The organism is Nocardia sp. KT25-26 (genome assembly GCF_056627695.1).
The window spans coordinates 5,274,971-5,296,465 of the sequence record NZ_CM152813.1 but is presented as its reverse complement, the minus strand read 5'-3'; the positions used below and the strand labels follow the sequence as shown (position 1 = coordinate 5,296,465).

Sequence of the window (21,495 nt, the reverse complement as noted above, 5' to 3'; positions counted from 1 at the left end):
GATCGCCTCGCCCCGACCAGCTTCTCCGATCCGGAAATCCTCTGTAGCAGCCGGTTTCCCACCGATCGCCGCTCCCACCCCGATGCACAGGGCAACGAAGACGAACCATCCGATTATGGCGAGCCACGGGCGGCGTGCACTCCAGCCGGCTGTGGCCACCAGGCGATTTCGCATACTCGAATACTGCTGTCCGACCTCCTCCTCAGAACAGCCTCGACCGGTCGAATTCGGTGTCCACCGATCGGTGGACACCGAATTCGATGCACGCACCACCTCGGCCGGGACCGCGGTCTACGGCTACACCCTCATCGGCATACCGACAGCCTGCCATCCGATAGCAACTCAGTGCGATTCCGAGTCAGTGGAGACGCACGGACGGACGGTTCCAGTGAGCAATCCGCAGGATCCCGCTACGCCCTGCACCTCTCGTCCCACCCGCGCGTCACCGCCCACATCGTGCTCGACACCTTCCGCCGAACCTGTGACCGGCGCGGATGCCCCGACTCCACGCTGACCGACAACGGCATGGTCTACACCGTGAGATTCGCCGGCGACCGCAGCACCGACAACCACCACCGCGTCCGCCACGACCGCGTCTCCGCTGCCGGAACCATCACCCTGCGCCACAACGGCACCCTCTACAAGATCGGCATCGGCAAACAACACACCCGAACCAACGTCGTGGCCCTCATCCGCGACCTCGACATCCGCATCATCGACGCCGCCACCGGCGAGATCCTGCGCGAACTCACCCTCGACCCCACCCGCATCTACCAGCCCACCGGCCGACCACCCGGCCGTGCCCCCAAACGACGAATGGCTCGAACATACGAAACGTAGGCTCGAGCCATTCCGATGTCCTGAGACATCACACCGTGCCCTCGGCAGGATTCGAACCTGCGACACCGGCTTTAGGAGAGCCGTGCTCTATCCCCTGAGCTACGAGGGCGGGGTCCAGCCGCGAGGGTGGACGTGCGGCAGTCTACCGGGTTGGGTGCGCTGAGCGATATCAGCTCGCCAATGCGGTGAGCTCGCCGGTGCGGCCGCCGAGGAGGTGGCGGGCGCGGACGAGGTGGTCGGCTGCCGCGACCACCCGATCGTAGATGGCGGTTGTGTCGGGGATGCCGTAGTGCTCGGCGAACCAGCAGCAGAACGGCACTACACTGGTCGTATGCGCGCCAACCACGAGGAACTGCTACAGCTTGCGGAGGCTGTGCCCGACGATCAGGTTGCGGCGGCCACGGCATTGCTTCGTCAGTTCGTGCAGAAGTCCGGTCGACGGACCTTCCGTAGTCTCGGGGTGGCGGCGGCCCAGCCGGACCTCGGGGAGCATGCCAAGCAAATCGTGCGGGACGAACTCGATCAGGACGCCAACGGATGATCGTTGTCGACACGGGGCCGATTGTTGCTCTGGTCAACAGTCGAGACAATTTCCACGTTGCATGCCGTGATCTGCTGCTGAACGCGCCGGGACCGCTCTTGGTTCCAGCACCCGTTTTCGCCGAGGCGGCGATTCTTCTGGAACGCCGGTGCGGCGCGACAGCGGAGCTTGCGTTTCTGCAGGACGTTGCAGAAGGAGCCTTCACCGTGGTGGACACCACCGCGGCAGACCTCGATCGGATATGTGAGCTGGTTCGGAAGTACGCCGATCTGCCACTGGGCACTGTCGATGCATCCGTGGTGGCCGTTGCCGAACGGTTTCCGGTCACAGCGGTGGCAACGCTCGATCGAAAGCATTTCTCGATCGTTCGGTCCACCGCGGGGAACCTGCTTCTGGTGCCTTGACCGGCGAGTTCGCGTCGGCCGCTCACAGTCCGCGTTGCTGGTCCCGGTAGCGCAGGAAGAGCAGCAGGCCGACGGCCACCACCACGATCAGGATCAGGAGCCACAGCATTGCGCACCTCATTTCGTCGAGGTTCGTACGGCGTCCAGTTTACTGAACGTTTGCCGTGACTGCGGTGGGGTGGGCGATCCTGTGTCCGGATGGTTAGCTCGGCCGACCTGCCGCGGTCGTCAGCCCGCCAGTTGACGGGCGATGACGAGGCGCTGGATCTGGTTGGTGCCCTCGAAGATCTGCATCACCTTCGCCTCGCGCATATAGCGCTCCACCGGGAAGTCCTGGGTGTAGCCGTAGCCGCCGAACACCTGGACGGCGTCGGTGGTCACCTTCATGGCGGCGTCGGTGGCGATCAGCTTGGCGACGCTGGCCTGGCGGGAGTAGGGGAGTCCGGCGTCGCGGCGGCGGGCGGCATCCAGATAGGTGGCGCGGGCGGAGTCGACGGCCGCGGCCATATCGGCCAGCACGAAGCCGAGGCCCTGATGGTCGATGATCCGGCGGCCGAAGGCCTCGCGCTCCTTGGCGTAGGCGACGGCGTCGTCCAGGGCGCGCTGGGCGAGCCCGGTGGCGACGGCGGCGATACCGAGCCGGCCGGAGTCGAGTGCGCTGAACGCGATGGACAGGCCCTGGCCTTCGGTGCCGACCAGGCGTTCGGCCGGGAGGAAGGCGTCGTCGTAGGCGGCGGTGGTGGTCGGGATCCCGCGCAGGCCCATCTTCTCTTCGGGCTTGCCGAAGCTCAGCCCCGCGGTGTCGGCGGGCACCAGGAAGCAGGAGATGCCGCGGGAACCCTCGCCGGTCCGGGCGAACAGTGTGTAGAAGTCGGCGCGGCCGCCGTTGGTGATCCACGCCTTGGCGCCGTTCAGCCGGTAGCCGCCGTCGACCGGTGTCGCCCGGCAGCGCAGGGCGGCGGCATCGGAACCGGCATGCGGTTCGGACAGGCTGTAGGCGCCGACCCGGGTGCCGGACAGCATGTCGGGCAGCCAGCGCTGCTGCTGTTCGGGGGTGCCGAAGGTGAACAGCGGATGGCAGGACAGGCCGTGCACGCTCACGGCGACCGCCACCGCGGCCCACCGGGCCGCGAGCTCCTCCAATACCTGCAGGTACACCTCGTACGGCTGCGCACCGCCACCGAATTCTTCCGGGTACGGCAGCGAGAGCAGCCCGGCCGCGCCGAGCGCATCGAACACGCCGTCGGGGAACTCGCCGGTCTTCTCGCATTCGGCGGCGCGGGGTTCGAGCACTTTGTCGGCGATATCGCGGGTGAGTTCGATCAGCTCCCGGGCCTCGGGGGTGGGCAGCATACGTTCGACAGGCATGTTTCGACTCCGGTGACGAGGGTGACTACACCGCAGACACTACGACGACCCGGTGTGCGCGCGTGCCACACGTCACCGGAGCGGACTGTGCTGCGGAACAATGCGGGACGCGATCTGTACCGATAGGCTCCGATGTGGCGTCGATCACGCGCGCAGGCGTGGCGCAGATATGAAGGAGAACGAATGCAGAGCACGATGCAGGACGACCAGCTGTCGCTGGCCACATTGCTGAAGTACGCCTCGACTTTCCAGGGCGATGCCACCGTCTCCACCTGGACCGGCGAGGGTCTGCGCACGATGACGTTCCGGGAGATGGGGGCCGACGCCGCCCGGCTGGCCAACGCGCTGCGCGGCATGGGCGTCGGCATCGGCGACCGGGTCGGCACCTTCATGTGGAACAACAACGAGCACATGGTGGCCTACGTCGGCGTGCCGGCCATGGGTGCGGTGCTGCACGCGCTCAACATCCGGTTGTTCCCGGAACAGCTGATCTACGTCGCCAACCATGCCGAGGACCAGGTGGTGATCGTCGACGGAACGCTGCTGCCGATGTTCGCCCAGTACCTGCCGAAGATGAAGACGGTGCGGCACGTGATCGTCGCCAACGGCGACGCCGCGGCGCTGGAGGCGCCGGAGGGCGTGCAGGTGCACTCCTACCGGGAGCTGCTGGACGCACAGCCCGCCGAGTACGACTTCCCGGTGATCGACGAGCGTTCGCCCGCGGCGATGTGCTACACCTCCGGCACCACCGGTGATCCGAAGGGCGTCGTCTACTCGCATCGGTCGAACTGGCTGCATGCCATGCAGGTCTGTCAGCCGAACGGGATGGGTTTCGACGGTTCCGACGACGTGCTGGCCATCGTCCCGCTGTTCCACGCCAATGCGTGGGGCCTGCCGTATGCGGCGCTGATGTCGGGTGCCAGCGTGCTGATGCCGGACCGGTTCCTGCAGCCGCAGCCGCTGCTGGAGATGATGGCGGCCGTGCAGCCGACCTTCGCCGCCGCGGTGCCCACCATCTGGGGCGGTGTGCTGGCCGCACTGGCCGCCCAGCCGCAGGACATCTCGCATCTGCGCAATGTCGTGGTCGGCGGTGCCGCGGTGCCGCCGTCGATGATGCATGCGTTCGAGGAGAAGTACGGCGTGCGGATCCTGCACGCCTGGGGCATGACCGAGACGTCGCCGCTGGGCAGCGTGGCGCATCCGCCGTCGGGCGTGGAGGGCGACGAGGCCTGGGCCTACCGCTACACCCAGGGCCGGTTCCCGGCGAACGTCGAGGCCCGGCTGGTGGACGACGAGGGCAAGGTGGTCCCCAACGACGGTGAGTCGCTGGGTGAGCTGGAGGTGCGCGGCGCCTGGATCACCGGTTCGTACTACGCACCGGAGGGCAATGTCGTCGACCCGGAGAAGTTCGACGACGGATGGCTGCGCACCGGCGATGTCGGCAAGATCAGCCCGAACGGCTACCTCACGCTGGTGGACCGGTCCAAGGATGTCATCAAGTCCGGTGGCGAGTGGATTTCCTCGGTGGACCTGGAGAACGCGGTGATGGGCCACCCGGCCGTCGCCGAGGCAGCCGTCATCGGGGTGCCGGACGAGAAGTGGGACGAGCGCCCGCTGGTGGCGATCGTGCTGGCCGAGGGCGGCGCGGCCGAGGCCGGTGAGCTCCGCGAGTTCCTGGCCGACAAGTTCGCGAAATGGCAGCTGCCGGAGCACTGGACCTTCATTCCGGAGGTGCCCAAGACCAGCGTCGGCAAGTTCGACAAGAAGCGGCTGCGTGCGCAGTATGCGGAGGGCGAGCTCGAGGTGACGACGCTCGCCTGATCGGCACGAAACTCGGCGGGCGTGGAAGTGATTCCACGCCCGCCGTTTTCAGTTGTCGTATGCAGTTGTCGCTATTCGATTGTCGGATTCTGTTGTGCCGATCCTGTTGTGCGATGCAGTTGTCGATATTCAGTTGTGGTGTGCAGGCTCTCGGGGCCGCGGTCAGCAGTTGCGCAGTTCGGGGCTCTGGTTGAGCAGCTGGGCGCGAGTGCTGGTGAACCGGGTGTAGGTCTCACCGCCGACCGAAGCGAGCGGGAATGCCGCTACCCGGTGGCAGTTCTGGAAGGCCAGCTTGACCTGGAAGTGCCGCTCCAACCCGCCGCGGATGGCATCCGAGGCCAGTGCGCGCAGCAACTGTCCCCGGGCGACCTCGTCCGGCGGTGGTATGACGTTGTCGGCGAAGCCCTTGGCCGCGGTCTCGGCATCGCCTTCCTTCAGTTCGTCGGCGACGCGGCTCACCACCTCCCAGGCGTAGGGCAGCGAGGTGCGTACGCATTCGACGAATTCGGCGTCGTCGATATCGCCCTGTTCGGCGCGTTCGAGTAGTGCGGCGGGAACATCGAGGGACATGGCGCTCTCCTCCTGGATGGAGTGGACGGCGGTCGGCTTCCGGGCCGGTCAGGCCCGCAGCGGCTCTGCCCCTTCGATTCTAAACGAAATCGGTTGTCAACAACCCTGGATTCGTCGCGAAAGTGCCTTTTCCAGTGCGGCTTTGGCCTCCCGGTCCAGCCGCCGGACCAGTTCGCCCGCCGGTAGCTCGGGTGCGGCCGAATGGGCTTGCCCCGCCCACAGGTTCACATCGTCGGGGTTGCCCGCGGCCCGCGCAGCGGCTCGCAACGGTGCAGTGGCGTAATGGATTTCCGGGTAGGCGGCGGGGGCGCTCGCCGAATGTTCCTCGATGAACCGGTTGCGGATACCGCGGGCTCGGCGTCCGCTGAAGGCTCGGGTGAGCATCGTCGGCGTGGTGGAACCGATGGCGGCGCGGTGGACCGGATGGGTGCCGGCCTCCGGGCAGCGCAGGAATGCGGTACCCAGCTGGGCGGCCGCCGCCCCGGCGGCCAGGGCGGCAGCGACACCGCGTCCGGTGGCCAGCCCACCCGCGGCGATCAGCGGCAGGTCGGTGGTGGTCAGCAGTTGCAGCAGGGCCAGCAGGCCGAGAGCGTCGACCGGGTCGTCGGCGGGCCGGTCGGTGAATCCGCCCCGATGGCCACCGGCCTCGGCGCCCTGGGCGATCAGGGCGTCCGCGCCGGCCTCGGCCGCGCTGATCCCTTCTGCCGGGGTCGTCACGGTCACCCATACCTCGCTACCGGCTGCGTGCAGCCGGTCGATGTCGCCGCCCGACGGGCAGCCGAAGGTGGTACTCACCACGGCGACCGGTTCGGCGGTCAGCAGATCCAGCTTGCCGGCCCAGTCGTCGGCGTCGTATCGGGCCGGGCCGAGGTCGTGCTCGGTTGCCAGCTCGGTCAGATAGCCGGAATAGGCGGCCGGGTCGGACGGCGGGCCCGGGACGAACAGATTCACCCCGAAGGGTGCATCGGTCCGGGTGCGGGTCGCGGCGATCCGTTCGGCCAGGGTGCCGGTATCGAGGTAGCCGGCGGCCAGCTGGCCGAAGCCACCGGCCTCGGCGACGGCTGCGGTGAGTTCCGGAGTGGACGGGCCGCCGGCCATCGGCGCGAGCACGATCGGGGTGGGAAGTTCGTCGAGGATCACGATTACAGCTTGCCTTGTAACATTGCGAAATCGGCGCCCACCTGCGTGTTCGGCCCCAAAGGTTGCGAAATGGTCACGGCGGAGTAGAGTTCACGTCACGTCGGATGCCGGACCGTTACACAATCTGGTCCGAAATCCGGCACCCCTGTTGTCGGAAGCTAGGACGAGACCTTGTCGCTGCACCGGGTTGGCCCCGAATCCATCACCGTTGCCAGTCTGCTCGGCGAGAACGCCGCGGGCGAGGCGGGCCGCCGGACCAAGCATCGGGCCCAGAGCGTCACCGCCGACCGGGTGAAGGTCGCCGCCAGCGCCGCGGTGGCTGCGGGCGCGCTGGTCGGCACCGCCAGCCAGATCGCCCCGGCGATCGCCTACGCGGCGCCGCTGCTGCCCGGCAGCAATGACGCCGACGAGTCGGTCGCTCCGCCGGAGGTCAAGCAGGAAGCCGCTGCCGTGGCACTCGCCGCAACCCAGCAGGCCGCCGCTCCGGTCGCCGAGGAGCCCGCGCCGGCGCCGATTCCCGAAGCCACTCCCGTCGCCGCTCCGGTCGCGAATCCGTTCGGTCTGCAGAACCTGCCGCCCGAGGTCGCCGCGCCGCTGCAGCAGGTCGAGGACTTCGTCGAGAGCATCCAGCACCAGGTCGCCCCGCCGCAGGCGGTCCGCCCGGTGGCCGGCCAGATCAGCTCGGGCTTCGGCCACCGCTGGGGTGCCTTCCACTACGGCCTGGACTTCGCCGACGCGCTGGGCGCGCCGATCCACTCGGTCAGCAGTGGCACGGTCGTCGAGGCCGGTCCGGCCTCCGGCTTCGGCCTCTGGGTCCGGGTCCTGCAGGACGACGGCACTACCGCCGTGTACGGCCACGTCAACGAGATGTTCGTGCAGGCCGGGCAGCGGGTGAATGCCGGTGATGTGATCGCCACCGTCGGCAACCGTGGCCAGTCCACCGGCCCGCACCTGCACCTGGAGATCTGGGACCAGGGCGGCAACAAGATGGATCCGCTGCCCTACCTGGCCGCCAAGGGCGTGCCGATGGAGTGGGGCCCCAGCGCTCACTGAGAACGTTCCTGCGGCGGCTCGCCGGGTACAGCCCGGCGAGCCGCCGTCGTGTTCGTACCCGGCAATATGCATGATCTGCATCACCGAATCCGGCGATCGGCAACGCGCGGCGGCCGAGTTCCGATAGTCCGCCCGGCGGTCCCGGTTCACGAACCTTCAGGACGGCGGGGCCGGACAGATACTATGGCTCGCGTTGCTCGGGACCGCCCGCTTCGGTGCAGGAAGTGAGGCACGGTTCGGTCCTCGCTCGGTAGGAAGGTGAAAGAACTCGATGGAAACTGCCCGCCGTTCGACCCGTGGTAACCGGCGCCGTCGGGCGAGTACGCCGCTGTTCGGGCAGTTGCTCACCGCGGCCGTCGAGTCCGCCGCCGATGCGCCGGCGGTGCGTTTCTCGCCCACCGGGGAGCCGGGCGATGCCCGCGAACTCAGCTACCGGGAACTGGACGAGGCCTCGTCGCGGCTCGCGCGGGAACTGATCGAACGCGGTATCGGTCCCGGTGACATCGTCGCCATCGCGATCACCCGGTCCATCGAGTCGGTGCTGGCGGTCTGGGCGGTCGCCAAGGCGGGTGCCGCCTACGTGCCCGTCGACCCGGCCTATCCGGCCGAACGGATCGACCATATGGTGACCGACTCCGGCGCCGCGATGGGCATCACGACCCATGCCCATCGGCCCGCCCTGGGCACCGCCGTCTACTGGATCGAACTGGACGACGAGGTCGTGGCCGCCCGGATCGCGGCGCGGCCCGGGCATGCCGTCTCCTACACCGACCGGGTGCGGCAGCTCGACAGCCGACACCCGGCGTACGTGATCTACACCTCCGGCTCCACCGGCCTGCCCAAGGGCGTCGTGGTGACCCATGCCGGCCTGGCCGCGATGGCGGTCACCGGCCGACAGTACGGCATCACCGGTGACTCGGTGGTGACGCATCTCAGCTCGCCCAGTTTCGACTTCTCCCTGATGGAGATGCTGTTCACCTTCACGGTGGGCGCGACCCTGGTGATCGTGCCGCCGACCGTGTTCGGTGGCGCCGAACTGGCCGAACTGCTGCGCCGGGAGCGGGTGAGCCATCTGCTGATCACCCCGGGCGCGCTGGAATCGGTCGACCCCGCGGGACTGGACTCGGTGCGGGCCGTGGTCACCGGCGGCGACAAGCTGAGTGCGCAACTGGTGGAACGCTGGGCCGCCGGTGGGCGCTCGGTGTTCAATGCCTACGGGCCGACCGAGGCCACCGTCATGGTGACCACCGGGGAGATGACGCCGGGCGCGGCCGTCACCCTGGGCGGGCAGATCGCCGGGATCGGCGCCTTCGTCCTGGACTCCCGGCTGCGGCCGGTTCCGGCGGGCGTGGTCGGCGAACTCTATCTGGCGGGTCCCGCCCTGGCTCAGGGCTATCTGCACCGGCCGGGCCTGACCGCGGAGCGTTTCGTCGCCAACCCGTTCGGTGCCGATGCGGATGCGCCGGGCACCCGGTTGTACCGGACCGGCGACCTGGTGCGCCTCGACGGATCGGGGTGCTTCGAGTACCTCGGCCGCAGCGACTTCCAGGTCAAGATCCGTGGTCTGCGTATCGAGCTCGGCGAGATCGACAATGCCCTGCTCACCCATCCCGATGTCGAGTTCGCGGCGACGAACGGCCGGACGCTGACCAATGGGGTGACCGCGTTGGTCGCTTACGTGCGCCTGCGTTCCGGCGCCGAGGTGTCCGCGGCCGACCTCGCCCACCATGTCGGCGGGCTGCTGCCCGCCTATATGGTCCCGGCGTCGGTGATGGTGCTCGACGAGATTCCGCTGACGCCCGCCGGCAAGCTGGACCGCACCGCACTGCCGGAACCGGTCTTCACCGCGCGCGAGTTCCGCGCACCGGTGACCCCGGTACAGGAGATCGTCGCCGAGGTGTTCGGTGCGCTGCTGGTCCCGGGCACCGAGGACGAGCCGGGCGGGGTCGGCCTCGACGACGACTTCTTCGAGCTCGGCGGCAACTCGCTGCTGGCCGCGCAGGCCGCCGCCCGGATCGGTAAGGCCCTCGACGCCCGGGTGCCGGTACAGATGATCTTCGAGGCGACCACCGTGGAATCGCTGGCGACCCGGGTCGAACAGCATGTCGGCGCCGGAACCGGGAATCCGCTGGTGGCGCAGGAGCGCCCGGAGCGGATCCCGCTCTCCTATGCCCAGCAGCGGATGTGGTTCCTCAACCGGTTCGCGCCCGACGACGGGGTGAACAACATCCCGCTGCCGGTGCGGTTGACCGGTGATCTCGATGTGGCCGCCCTGCGCGCCGCCGTCGGCGATCTGGTCGCCCGGCACGAGGTACTGCGCACCGTCTATCCGGCCGTCGACGGTGACGGTGTCCAGGTGGTGCTGGCGCCGTCGGATCCGCGGGCCGTGCCGGCGGTCGAGGAGGTGTCGGCGAGTGCAGCCGAACTGCCGGCGCTGATCGCCGAGGCCGCGACTGATGGTTTCGACGTGACCGCGGCGCCGCCGGTCCGGCTGCGGCTGTTCCGGCTGAGCGACGGCGACCATGTGCTGCTGTGCGTGGTGCACCACATCGCGGCCGACGGTTTCTCGATGGGACCGCTGACCCGGGACCTGATCTCGGCCTACTCGCAGCGCAGCCGGGGTCTGGCCCCCGAATGGCATCCGCTGGCCGTGCAGTATGCCGACTATGCGCTCTGGCAGCGGGCCACCCTGGGGTCCGAGGACGACCCGGATTCGGTGCTGGCTGCCCAGATCGCGTTCTGGCGGGCCGAACTCGCCGACCTGCCGGACGAACTGCCGCTGGTCCGGGACCGGCCGCGGCCGCCGGTGATGTCGAACCGGGGTGCTGCCTACGACTTCGAGATCGACGCCGAACTGCACGCGGCGCTCGACGATCTGGCCCGCACCCACAATTCGACGCTGTTCATGGTGGTGCACACCGCCTTGGCCGTGCTCCTGGCGCGCCTGTCCAACACCGACGACATCGCGGTCGGCACCCCGGTGGCCGGGCGCGGTGAAGCCGTGCTCGACGACGTCATCGGCATGTTCGTCAACACCCTGGTGCTGCGCACCCGGGTGGACGGCAACCAGAGCTTCGAACAGCTGCTCGGTGCGGTGCGTACCGGTGATATCGCCGCCTTCGGGCACGCCGATGTTCCGTTCGAGCGGCTCGTCGAGGTGCTCGACCCGGTGCGGTCGATGGCCCGGCATCCGCTGTTCCAGGTGATGCTGACCTTCCAGAACATGGACCAGCCGCAACTCGAGTTGCCCGGTCTGTCGGTCGGCGGCGTCGATATGGCGGTGCCGTTCGCCAAGTTCGACCTGGAACTGACCGTGGTGCCGCGCGAGCGCGACGGTGTGCCGGACGGGCTGGGTGCCGCGATCATGTACGCCACCGATCTGTTCGACGAGACGTCGATGGCCGCCTTCGCCGAGCGGCTCCGGCGGCTGCTGGCCGCCGTTGTCGCCGATCCCGCCCGGCCGGTGGGGCGGATCGATGTGCTCGAACCGGCCGAACAACAGCGGATCCTGGTGGACTGGAACGACACCCGGCACCCGATCACGCCCGGCCTGCTGCTCGACGGCTACCGGCAGGCGGTCACCGAGCACCCGGATGCCGTGGCATTGCGGTACGAGGGCACGGCCTGGACGTATCGGGAGTTCGACGAGCGGGTGAACCGGCTGGCGCGTGTCCTGATCGACCGCGGCGTGGGTTCGGAAGCACTGGTGGGCCTGGCGATCCGGCGTTCCCCCGAGCTGGTGGTCGGCATGTACGCCATCGTGACCGCCGGCGGCGCCTACGTGCCGCTGGACCCGGATCACCCGGCCGAACGCATCGGCCACATCCTGGCCACCGCCGCACCGGTCTGCGTGGTCACCACCGCGGCCGACGCCGCGGCGCTGCCCGCCGGCACCCCGGCGGTGACCGTCGACACCGAGGTCGCCGAGTCCGTACCCGGCACACCGGTGCAGCCCGGCGAGCTGCTGCGTCCGATCCGGCCGGAGCATCCGGCGTACGTCATCTTCACCTCCGGTTCCACCGGTCGTCCGAAGGGTGTCGCGGTCTCGCATGCCGCCATCCACAACCAGATCGAATGGATGCTCGCCGAGTATCCGCAGGGCCCGGGTGACGTGTACCTGCAGAAGACGGCGACCACCTTCGACGTGTCGCTGTGGGGCTACTTCATGCCGTTGCGGCGGGGCGCCACGCTGGTGGTGGCCACCCCCGACGGGCACCGGGATCCGGCCTACCTGGCCGCGACCATCGCCGAGCAGGGCGTCACCGTCACCGACTTCGTGCCGTCGATGCTGACCGTCTTCGCGGCGCACACGGCACCGGGCAGCTGCCCTACGCTGCGGGACGTGTTCGTGATCGGGGAGGCGCTGCCGCCCGAAACCGTCACGGCGGTCAAGCAGATGTCGCAGGCCCGGGTGCACAACCTCTACGGCCCCACCGAGGCCGCCGTGTCGATCACCTACGCCGAAGCCGGCGGCACCGACCGGACGACCGTGCCGATCGGTGTGCCGCAGTGGAATTCGCGGGTCTATGTGCTGGATGCCCAGCTGCAGCCGGTGGCGCCGGGGGTGGCCGGTGAGCTGTATCTCGCCGGGGACCAGCTGGCCCGCGGCTATGTCGCCCGGCCGGACCTGACCTCGGATCGGTTCGTGGCCAACCCGTTCGAACCCGGGCAGCGTATGTACCGCACCGGTGACCTGGTGCTGTGGCGAGAAAACTCTGCTCGACTCGAATACATTGGCCGCACCGACTTCCAGGTCAAGTTCCGTGGCCAGCGCATCGAGCTCGGCGAGATCGAAACCGCCTTCCTGGCACAGGATTCGGTGAGTCAGGCGGCCGCTCTGGTGGTGGATTCGCCCGCCGGTGAACAGCTCGCGGTCTATCTGGTGCCGCAGCCCGGTGCCCAGCTCGACCAGGCCGAGTTGCTGGCCGCGGTGGCGGACACCCTGCCCGCGTACATGATTCCGGGCGCGGTCGTGGAGCTCGCCGAGTTCCCGCTCAACACCAGCGGCAAGCTGGATCGGAAGGCGCTGCCCGAACCCACGTTCACCGCCGGGGAGTTCCGGGCGCCGATCACCGTCGCCGAGGAGATCGTCGCCGGGGTGTTCGCCGAACTGCTCGGGCTACCGCGGGTCGGCGCCGACGACGACTATTTCGCGCTCGGCGGCAACTCGCTGCTGGCCACCCGCGCCATCGCCCGGATCAACGAGGCTCTGGACAGCGATGTCGCGGTGCGGGACCTGTTCGAGGCCCCGACGGTTGCCGCGTTCGCCGCCCGCATCGTCCCCGGTGTCGGCAGCGGCGCCGCCGCCCGGCCGCCGCTGCAGCGGGTCGCCGAGCGGCCGGACCGGGTGCCGCTTTCGCTGGCGCAGCAACGGATGTGGGTGGTCAACCAGCTCGATCCGGAATCGGCTTCGTACAACATGCCGTTCGCGATCCGGCTCACCGGCACCCTGGACACCGAGGCCCTGCGGCTGGCCGTCGAGGACGTGCTGATCCGGCACGAAGCGCTGCGGACCCGGTATCCGGCCGACGGCGCCGGTGGGCAGCCGTACCAGGAAGTCCTGCCGGTGACCGAGGCCCTGCCCGACGGGCTGCTGGTGGAGACCCCGGCCGATCTGCCCGGCCGGGTGGGCGAGCTGATGTCCACCGGATTCGATGTCGGCACCGGCGCACCGATCCGGGCCTGTCTGCTGAACGATCCGGTGGCCGCCGACGATCATCTGCTGGTCGTCGTCGTGCACCACATCTCCGCGGACGGGGTATCGCTGGCCCCGCTGGCGCGGGATCTGGTGACCGCCTACGTCGCCCGGACCGGCGGCGAAGCCCCCGGCTGGGCACCGCTGCCGGTGCAGTACGCCGACTACGCCCTGTGGCAGCGCGCCGCCATCGGCTCCGATACCGAGCCGGAGTCGGTCGCCACCGCGCAGGCCGCCTACTGGCGGGAACAGCTGGCCGGCCTGACCGGTGCCCCGGAACTGCCGTCCGACCGGCCGCGTCCGGCCACCCCGTCCGGCCGCGGCGCCTCGGTCGGGATGACGGTGGCTGCCGACGTGCACGAGGGCCTGCTCCGGATCGCCCGGGACCACAACGCGACCCTGTTCATGGTGGTGCACGCCGCGCTGGCGGTTCTGCTGTCCCGGTTGACCGGCAGCGCCGACATCACCGTCGGCACCCCGATCGCCGGGCGCGGTGAGCGGGCCCTGGACGACCTGGTCGGCATGTTCGTCAACACCCTGACGCTGCGCACCGAGGTGGCGGCGGATACCAGCTTCGACGAACTCGTGCAGCAGGCGCGGGAGGTCGATCTGGCCGCCTTCGCGCACGCCGACCTTCCGTACGAGCAGGTGGTCGAGACCGTCGCCCCGGGGCGCACCGGCCCGAATCCGCTGTTCCAGGTGGCGTTGTCGTTCCAGAACATCGATCAGCCCGATCTGGAGCTGCCCGGTCTCACCGTCGCAGCGGTCGACACCGGTGAGATCGCCGCGAAGTTCGATCTCCAGCTGGTCGTGGAACCACAGCCGGCCGCGGACGGTTCGGCCGGCGACCTGGTGACCGTATTCGCCTATGCCACCGACCTCTTCGACGATGCGACCGCCGAGGCGCTCGGGCGCCGGCTCGACCGGATCCTGACCGCGGTGGCCGCCGACCCGCAGACCCGGATCGGCGATATCGACATCCTCGATGCCGCCGAACGGGCCCGGGTCGCCGCTCCCGAACCGGTCGCCGCGGCCCCGGCCGCCACCGGAGTGAAGCTGCCGCAGTCGCTGAGCGCGGTCGCCGAGGACGACCCGGACGGCCCGGCGCTGGTCTGGGGTGAATCCGAGCTGACCTACCGGGAACTCGACGAGCGTTCGTCCCGATTGGCCCGCACGCTCATCGCGCACGGTTGCGGTCCCGGAACCGGCGTGGCGGTCCGGCTGGTCCGCGGCGCGGAGCGGGCGGTTGCGGACTGGGCGGTGCTCAAGACCGGTGCCGCGCTGGTTCCGCTGAGCCCTGGTGCAGCGGTTCCCGCCACCCCGGCGGTGAAGATCGGTATCACCGGCAGCCGCGAAGCCGCGGCCGACGACAGCGTGACCTGGCTGGCCCTCGACGACGAATCGGTGGCCGCCGAGACCGCCCTGCAGTCGGCCCGTCCGGTGACCTATGCGAACCGGCTGGGGGTGCTGCAGGGCACCGATCCGGCCTTCGTGGCGGCCGGGACCGGTGCGACGGTCAGCTACGACGAACTGGCCGCCGCGGCTGCCCGGCTCACCGAGCGCACCGAGCTCACCATCGAATCCCGCACCTACCGCCACGGCGGCGCCGAATCCTGGTCGGCGCTGCTCGAACTGGTGGCCGCGGGGCGCGAAGGGGCCAGCATGGTGCTGGTGCCGGGCGCAGGCACCGAGGTCACCGGCACCGAACTGGGTGCCGCGCTGGCCGACGAATGGGTGACCCACCTGTTCACCGCCGCCGAGGAACTGCCCGGGCTCGGTACCGATCAGCTGGAGGACCTGGCCGCGGTGGTGCTCGATGCCGGTGCTGCGCCGGCGGCCGCGCCCATCGTGGTCAGCATCGAGGAGCTGGCGGCGGTGTCCGCGTGACCCGCGCCGGACGCACCCGGCCGACCCGGGTCCGCCGGGCCCGGGTCACCACCCTTCCGCAACTGCTGACGGCTGCCGCGGAAACCGATCCCACCGGTACCGCGGTCGAATTCGCCGACGCCACCGGTGTCCTGGGCCAGCTGACCTACGCCGAACTCGATGCCCGTTCCACCAGGTTGGCCCGGGTGCTGATCGAACGCGGCATCGGCCCGGAGGACGTGGTGGCGATGGGGATCGCCCGGTCCCTGGAATCGGTGCTGGCGGTCTGGGCGATCGCCAAATCGGGTGCCGCGTTCGTCCCGGTCGACCCGGCCTATCCGGCCGACCGGATCGCCCATATGCTCGCCGATTCCGGTGCCCGGATCGGCCTCACCGTCGCCGCGGATCGCCCGGCCCTGGCCGATGATGTGGACTGGCTGCTCGTCGACGCGACGGCCGGTTCCGGGGCGCCGGTCGAGCCGATCACCCAGGGCGACCGGGTCCGGCCGTTGCGGGCCGAACATCCGGCCTGGATCATCTACACCTCCGGTTCGACCGGGTTGCCGAAGGGTGTCACGGTCACCCAGGCCGGTCTGGCCGGATTCTGCGCCGAACAGCGCGAACGCTTCGGTGTCGACACGGAATCGCGGACGCTGCACTTCGCCTCACCGTCCTTCGACGCCTCACTGCTCGAACTGCTGCTCGCCGCAGGCGGTGCGACCACCATGGTCGTGGTGGCGCCCACCGTGTACGGTGGCGACGAACTGGGTGAGGTGCTGCGCGACCGGCGGGTGACCCACCTCTTCCTCACCCCCGCCGCACTGGCGTCGATCGACCCCCGCGTGGCCACCTCGGCGACAGTGGTTGCAGTGGGTGGTGAGGCGTGCCCACCGGAACTGGTGCAGCGCTGGACCGGGCCGGACCTCCCGGCACGGCGGTTCCTCAACATGTACGGCCCGACCGAGGCCACGATCGCCACCAACATCACCCCGCTCGATCCCGGGCAGCCGGTCACACTGGGCACGCCGATCGGTGGCGTGGCCGAATTCGTCCTCGACGAGCGGCTCGGCGTGCTGCCCGACGGAGTGGTGGGCGAGCTGTACATCGCCGGTGCTCAGGTCGCCCGCGGCTACCACCGCCGACCGGACCTGACGGCGGCGCGATTCGTGCCGAACCCGTTCGATCCGTCGGGCGGCCGGATGTACCGCACCGGCGACCTGGTGCGCCGGAACACCTCGGGCGATCTCGAGTACATGGGCCGCAACGACTTCCAGGTGAAGATCCGCGGCTTCCGGATCGAGCTCGGCGAGATCGACGCGGTACTGGCCGGCTGCCCCGGGGTGGATTTCGCGGTCACGGCCGGTCACCGGCTGGAGAACGGGGCCACCGTGCTGGCCGCGTATGTCCGGCTGCACCCCGGCGCCGCACCGGATCCCGACGAGCTGCGGCGCCGGGTGGCCGAACGGCTGCCCGCACATATGGTGCCGGCCTCGGTGACCGTGCTGGACCGGATCCCGCTGACGCCGGCCGGCAAACTGGACCGGACCGCGCTGCCGGCTCCGCAGCTGCGCAGTACCGAATTCCGGGCGCCGTCCGGCCGGTTGGAGACACTGGTGGCCGAGGTGTTCGGGGAGCTGCTCGCGACCGCTGGCCCGATCGGCGCCGATGACGATTTCTTCGAGCGCGGCGGCAATTCGCTGATCGCCACCCAGGTCGCCGCGCGCCTCGGTGCCGCCGTCGACACCCGGATTCCGCCGCGGGAGGTGTTCGAGTCCTCGACCGTCGCCGCTCTCGCCGCGCGGCTCGGTGAACTGGCCGGCACCGAAACGCGTCGGCCGCTGGTCGCCGGACCCCGGCCGGAGCGCATTCCGTTGTCCCCAGCCCAGCAGCGGATGTGGTTCCTGAACCGCTTCGACCCCACCTCGATCGCATACAACATCCCGATCGCGGTGCGGCTCACCGGCACTCTCGATGTCCCGGCCTTGCGGACCGCGGTCGGCGATCTGGTGCAGCGGCACGAAGTACTGCGCACGGTCTACCCGGACACGGCCGACGGGCCGGTGCAGCAGGTGCTGCCCGCCTCCGAGGCGGCGCTGGACTTGCCGGTGCACCAGGTATCGGCGGACGAGCTGGAGTCGGCCGTCGCCGCTGTGGTCGGCTCGGTGTTCGACGTCACCCGGGAGGTGCCGTTGCGGGCCGCACTGCTCGACATCGACGGTGCCGGTACCGACCATGTACTGGCCCTGGTCGTGCATCACATCGCCGCTGACGGATCGTCGATCGCGCCACTGACCCGTGATCTGATGGCCGCCTATGCGGCCCGCTCCGCCGGAACGGTTCCGGACCGGCCGCCCCTGGCGGTCCAGTACGCCGACTACAGCCTGTGGCAGCGGGAGCTGCTCGGCGACGAATCCGACCCGGATTCGACCGCGGCGCGGCAGGTGGAGTACTGGCAGCAGGCCCTCGCGGGGCTGCCCGACCGGCTGGACCTGCCGACCGACCGGCCGCGCCCGCCCGTCCAATCCTTCGCGGGAGCGAAGGCCGATATCCGGATCGACGCCGAAACCCATCGGGCACTGCTGAAGCTGGCACAGGCCGAGGGCGCCACCCTGTTCATGGTGGTGCACACCGCGCTTGCCGTACTGCTCGCCCGGCTGTCCGGCACCGACGATATCGCCATCGGCACGCCGATCGCCGGGCGCGGTGAGGAGGCCCTCGACGATCTGATCGGCATGTTCGTCAACACCCTGGTGTTCCGCTCCCGGGTGGACCCGGCCGCATCGTTTCTCGAGCTGCTGAGTGAGCAACGCGCCGCGGACATCCAGGCCTTCGCGCACGCCGATGTGCCGTTCGAACGGCTCGTCGAAGTGCTGAATCCGCCCCGTTCGACAGCCGTGCATCCGCTCTTCCAGGTGGGGCTCTCCTTCCAGAATCTGGCCGGAGCAAGCCTGGAACTGCCCGGGCTGACCGTGTCCGGCGTCGAACTGGCGGCCGAGGTCTCCCAGTTCGATCTGCACTGGATCGTTGCCGACCGGTACGACGAGGACGGCCGGCCGCTGGGCATCGGCGGCGCGCTCACCTACGCCACCGATCTGTTCGAGCCGGCCACCGCGGCCCGGCTGGCCCGCCGATTCGAACAGCTGCTGGTCGAACTGGCGGGCGAGCCGGACCGGCCGGTCGGTGCGGCGGAGCTGCTGACCGCGGCGGAGCGCACCGCGGTCCTCACCGATCGCAACGACACCGCACACCCGGTGGACGAAACGGCGACGCTGGTCTCGCTGCTGGACGCCACGGTCGCGGCGGACCCGGCGGCGGTGGCCCTGATCGGCGCCGACGATTCCGTCCTCACCTACGCCGAACTCGACCGGCGGGTGAACCGGCTGGCGCGACAGCTGATCGCCTGCGGTGTCGGTCCGGAGGACCGGGTCGCGCTGGCATTGCGGCGCTCGGTCGACCTGGTGGTCGCCATGTACGCGGTGGCCCGCGCCGGTGGCGCCTATGTGCCGGTGGATCCGGACCAGCCCGCCGAGCGGACCGGGTACATTCTCGAATCCGCGCGCCCGGTATGCGTGCTGACGAACGCCGAATCCGGATTCGATACCGCGGTTGCGCCGGTGTTGCGAGTGGACGAACCGCTGCCGGAGCAATCGGCCACCGGCCCGATCGCGAATGCCGAGCGGCTGCGGCCGCTGCGGCCGGACAACACCGCCTACGTGATCTTCACCTCGGGGTCGACCGGTCGGCCGAAGGGTGTCGCGGTGTCGCATGCGGCCATCGCGAACCAGCTGCAGTGGAAACGGGCCGCATACGGACTGGACGTCACCGACGCGGTGCTGCTCAAGACCGCCGCCACCTTCGACCTGTCGGTCTGGGAGTTCTGGTCGGCCGCCGTCTGCGGCGGCCGGCTGATCATTGCCGCCGCCGACGGCCATCGCGACCCGGACTACCTGGCCCGGCTCATCCGCCGGCACGGTGTGACCACGCTGCATGCGGTGCCGTCCATGCTGGACGCGCTACTGACAGTTCCCGATCCCGCGGCCGAAGCGGTAGCGGGCCCCGTCGATGCCGCGCCGTCGAGATCGGCCGGTCGTGCGGGCCTACGGCCCGGTGCTGATGCTGAGCCGGTCGAGCGTGCGGTGTCGGGATCTGCCGCTGATGCGGTGACCGCGGGGCCGGATGCCGGACCGGAGCCTGCCGAGCGTTCAGTACCGGGGATCGGCGCGATGGTGCCGACGGTACCGGGGACCGGTGTACCGAAGTCCGGCGCCGAGGCTCCGGCCTTGCGGCGGGTGCTGGCGATCGGTGAGGCGCTGCCTGCGGATCTGGCGCAGCGCTGGCTCGCCCGGTATCCGCGGGCCCGGCTGGACAACCTGTACGGCCCGACCGAAGCCGCGGTCTCGATCACCGGCCATCGGGTCACCGGCGCGGACCGGAACACCGTCCCGATCGGCGTCCCGGAATGGAACAGCCGGGTGTACGTCCTGGACTCGCGGCTGCAGCCGGTACCGGACGGGGTCCCGGGGGAGCTCTACCTCGCCGGTACCCAACTGGCGCGTGGCTACCACGCCCGGCCGGACCTGACGGCCGAGCGATTCGTCGCCGACCCGTTCCAGCCGGGCGGCCGGCTGTACCGCACCGGTGACCTGGTGATGTGGCGGCCGACCGAACCGGCAGGGGACGGTGCTGTCCTTCACTACAGCGCTGTCCTTCACTACATAGGCCGCACGGATTTCCAGGTGAAGATCCGTGGGTTCCGGATCGAACTCGGCGAGATCGAGGCCGCCGTCCTCGCCCTGCCGGAGGTCGGGCAGGCGGCGGTCGTGGCCCAGACGGACCCGGTGGCCGGTGATCGCGTCGTCGCCTACCTGGTTCCGGCCGGGACCGGTATGGATGTGGCGAAGGTTCAGGCGAGCCTGGCGGCCCGCCTGCCGTCGTACATGGTGCCGACCGCGTTTGTGGAACTCGAATCGCTGCCGCGCACGGTGAACGGCAAGCTGGATCGGGCCGCACTGCCCGATCCCGAGTTCACCGCCGCCGAGTTCCGGGAACCGGCGACACCGGCCGAGAAGCTGGTGGCCGATGTGTTCGCCGAGGCGCTCGGGCTTTCCCGGGTCGGGGCGGACGACGACTTCTTCGCCCTCGGCGGCAACTCGCTGCTGTCCACCCGGGTGGTCGGGCAGTTGCGCAGCCACGCCCCGAACCTGACCGTTGCGGCGCTGTTCGCCGATCCGACGGTGCGCGGGCTGGCCCGCCGGCTCGGCTCGGGCGGGCCGGATGCCGCCGCCGACCTGGCCGCCGCGCTGCAGGTGGTGTTGCCGTTGCGGGACGGCACCGGCAGTGCACCGCTGATCTGTTTCCACCCGATCTCCGGGCTGGCCTGGCCCTATACCGAGCTGGCCCGCAGCCTGCCCGCCGGGATACCGGTGGTCGGCATCCAGTCGCCGGTGCTCGGCGACCCGGATTTCGCACCGGCCGACGCGGCCGACCTGATCGACCGCTATGTGGCCGAGGTCCGTGCCGCGGCGCCGCAGGGCCCGTACCGGCTGCTCGGCTGGTCACTCGGCGGTGTGCTGGCACAAGCGGTGGCCGCCCGGCTGCAGGCGGCGGGCGAATCGGTCGAGCTGCTGGCGCTGCTGGACGCGGTACCGCGGATCGATCCGGCCCGGATCCGGGCGGAGCTGCGGCAGGTCCTGCTGGAGCTGGGCGTCCCGGCGGATCGGATTCCCGCCGGCGCCGACCTGGCCGAGCTGGATGCCGCGACATTGCGCGCCCTGCACGCGGCCCTCGACGGCGCCGCGACGGTGGACGCGGAGCGGTTCGCCGGCATCTACCGGGGCGCCCTGCGCACGGCCGATCTGGTGGCGCAGCATTCGGTGCAGCCCTACGACGGTGATCTGATCTATTTCACCGCGATGGACACCGGGCCGGATGCACCCGGCGGGGCATCGCTGTGGCGACCGCACATCTCCGGCACGATCGCCGACCATCCGGTCGCCGTGACCCACCAGGAGATGGTCTCCCCGGCGGCGACGGCGGTGCTGAGCCCGGTGCTGGCGGACCGGCTGGCGGACCTGTGATCGGCAACGAGTAACACCGCGCCGGTCCTGTCCGATCCACCGGACGAAAACAGCGTGCGGTGTGTCGGGAGTTACACCGCACCGGTGCCGGCCGGTACAGTCGGCGGAGCGGTCACCGAA

10 protein-coding genes, 1 tRNA gene and 1 pseudogene are annotated in these 21,495 nt (G+C 70.0%); 7 read left to right on the top strand and 5 right to left on the bottom strand.

The annotated features are described in order from the left end of the window. The first annotated feature begins 537 nt into the window (after window positions 1–537). Window positions 538–840, top strand: a complete 303-nt coding sequence (locus AC1HFH_RS23900) for a hypothetical protein (protein ID WP_480245028.1) — start codon at window positions 538–540, stop codon at window positions 838–840. Window positions 841–876: 36 nt separating this feature from the next. On the opposite strand, the gene AC1HFH_RS23895 is transcribed toward AC1HFH_RS23900, so the two are convergent. Next, window positions 877–949: transfer RNA gene (locus tag AC1HFH_RS23895), tRNA-Arg, on the bottom strand. Window positions 950–1,009: 60 nt separating this feature from the next. Next, entirely contained in the window at window positions 1,010–1,159 is a 150-nt protein-coding gene (locus tag AC1HFH_RS23890) for a hypothetical protein (RefSeq protein WP_480245027.1), read from the bottom strand. Between the two features lie 12 nt (window positions 1,160–1,171). Here AC1HFH_RS23890 and AC1HFH_RS23885 point away from each other — a divergent pair, with 12 nt between their 5' ends. Both AC1HFH_RS23885 and AC1HFH_RS23880 read left to right on the top strand, forming a co-directional pair. After that, window positions 1,172–1,381 carry a hypothetical protein gene (locus tag AC1HFH_RS23885; protein ID WP_480245026.1) on the top strand — a complete coding sequence of 70 codons (210 nt, stop codon included), beginning with the start codon at window positions 1,172–1,174 and terminating at the stop codon, window positions 1,379–1,381. After that, complete coding sequence (locus tag AC1HFH_RS23880; protein ID WP_480245025.1) at window positions 1,378–1,785, top strand: type II toxin-antitoxin system VapC family toxin; 408 nt, start codon at window positions 1,378–1,380, stop codon at window positions 1,783–1,785. Before AC1HFH_RS23885 ends, AC1HFH_RS23880 begins: the two co-directional genes overlap by 4 nt. 228 nt (window positions 1,786–2,013) lie before the next feature. Here the strand turns inward: AC1HFH_RS23880 and AC1HFH_RS23875 are convergent, their stop codons facing one another. Continuing rightward, window positions 2,014–3,153 carry an acyl-CoA dehydrogenase family protein gene (locus tag AC1HFH_RS23875; protein ID WP_480245024.1) on the bottom strand — a complete coding sequence of 380 codons (1,140 nt, stop codon included), beginning with the start codon at window positions 3,151–3,153 and terminating at the stop codon, window positions 2,014–2,016. A 183-nt stretch (window positions 3,154–3,336) separates the two neighbouring features. On the opposite strand from AC1HFH_RS23875, the gene AC1HFH_RS23870 reads away from it, so the two are divergent. Then, the gene (locus tag AC1HFH_RS23870) at window positions 3,337–4,974 is read left to right on the top strand and encodes a long-chain fatty acid--CoA ligase (RefSeq protein ID WP_480245023.1); all 1,638 of its coding nucleotides are present in this window, start codon (window positions 3,337–3,339) and stop codon (window positions 4,972–4,974) included. Window positions 4,975–5,136: 162 nt separating this feature from the next. Here the strand turns inward: AC1HFH_RS23870 and AC1HFH_RS23865 are convergent, their stop codons facing one another. Together AC1HFH_RS23865 and AC1HFH_RS23860 are read right to left on the bottom strand one after the other, a co-directional pair. Next, the gene (locus AC1HFH_RS23865) at window positions 5,137–5,544 is read right to left on the bottom strand and encodes an SCO5389 family protein (RefSeq protein ID WP_480245022.1); all 408 of its coding nucleotides are present in this window, start codon (window positions 5,542–5,544) and stop codon (window positions 5,137–5,139) included. A gap of 96 nt (window positions 5,545–5,640) precedes the next feature. After that, window positions 5,641–6,684: an NAD(P)H-dependent flavin oxidoreductase gene (locus AC1HFH_RS23860; protein WP_480245021.1), complete on the bottom strand. Its 1,044-nt coding sequence runs from the start codon at window positions 6,682–6,684 to the stop codon at window positions 5,641–5,643. 171 nt (window positions 6,685–6,855) lie between these two features. On the opposite strand from AC1HFH_RS23860, the gene AC1HFH_RS23855 reads away from it, so the two are divergent. The 3 genes and pseudogenes from AC1HFH_RS23855 to AC1HFH_RS23845 all read left to right on the top strand — a co-directional run. Then, a complete protein-coding gene (locus AC1HFH_RS23855; protein WP_480245020.1) occupies window positions 6,856–7,737 on the top strand; it encodes a M23 family metallopeptidase in 882 nt (293 codons plus the stop codon). Between the two features lie 271 nt (window positions 7,738–8,008). Continuing rightward, window positions 8,009–15,319: an amino acid adenylation domain-containing protein gene (locus AC1HFH_RS23850; protein WP_480245019.1), complete on the top strand. Its 7,311-nt coding sequence runs from the start codon at window positions 8,009–8,011 to the stop codon at window positions 15,317–15,319. Window positions 15,320–15,390: 71 nt separating this feature from the next. Then, window positions 15,391–21,375, top strand: a pseudogene (locus AC1HFH_RS23845) (amino acid adenylation domain-containing protein); the annotation flags it as partial. Window positions 21,376–21,495 lie beyond the last annotated feature (120 nt).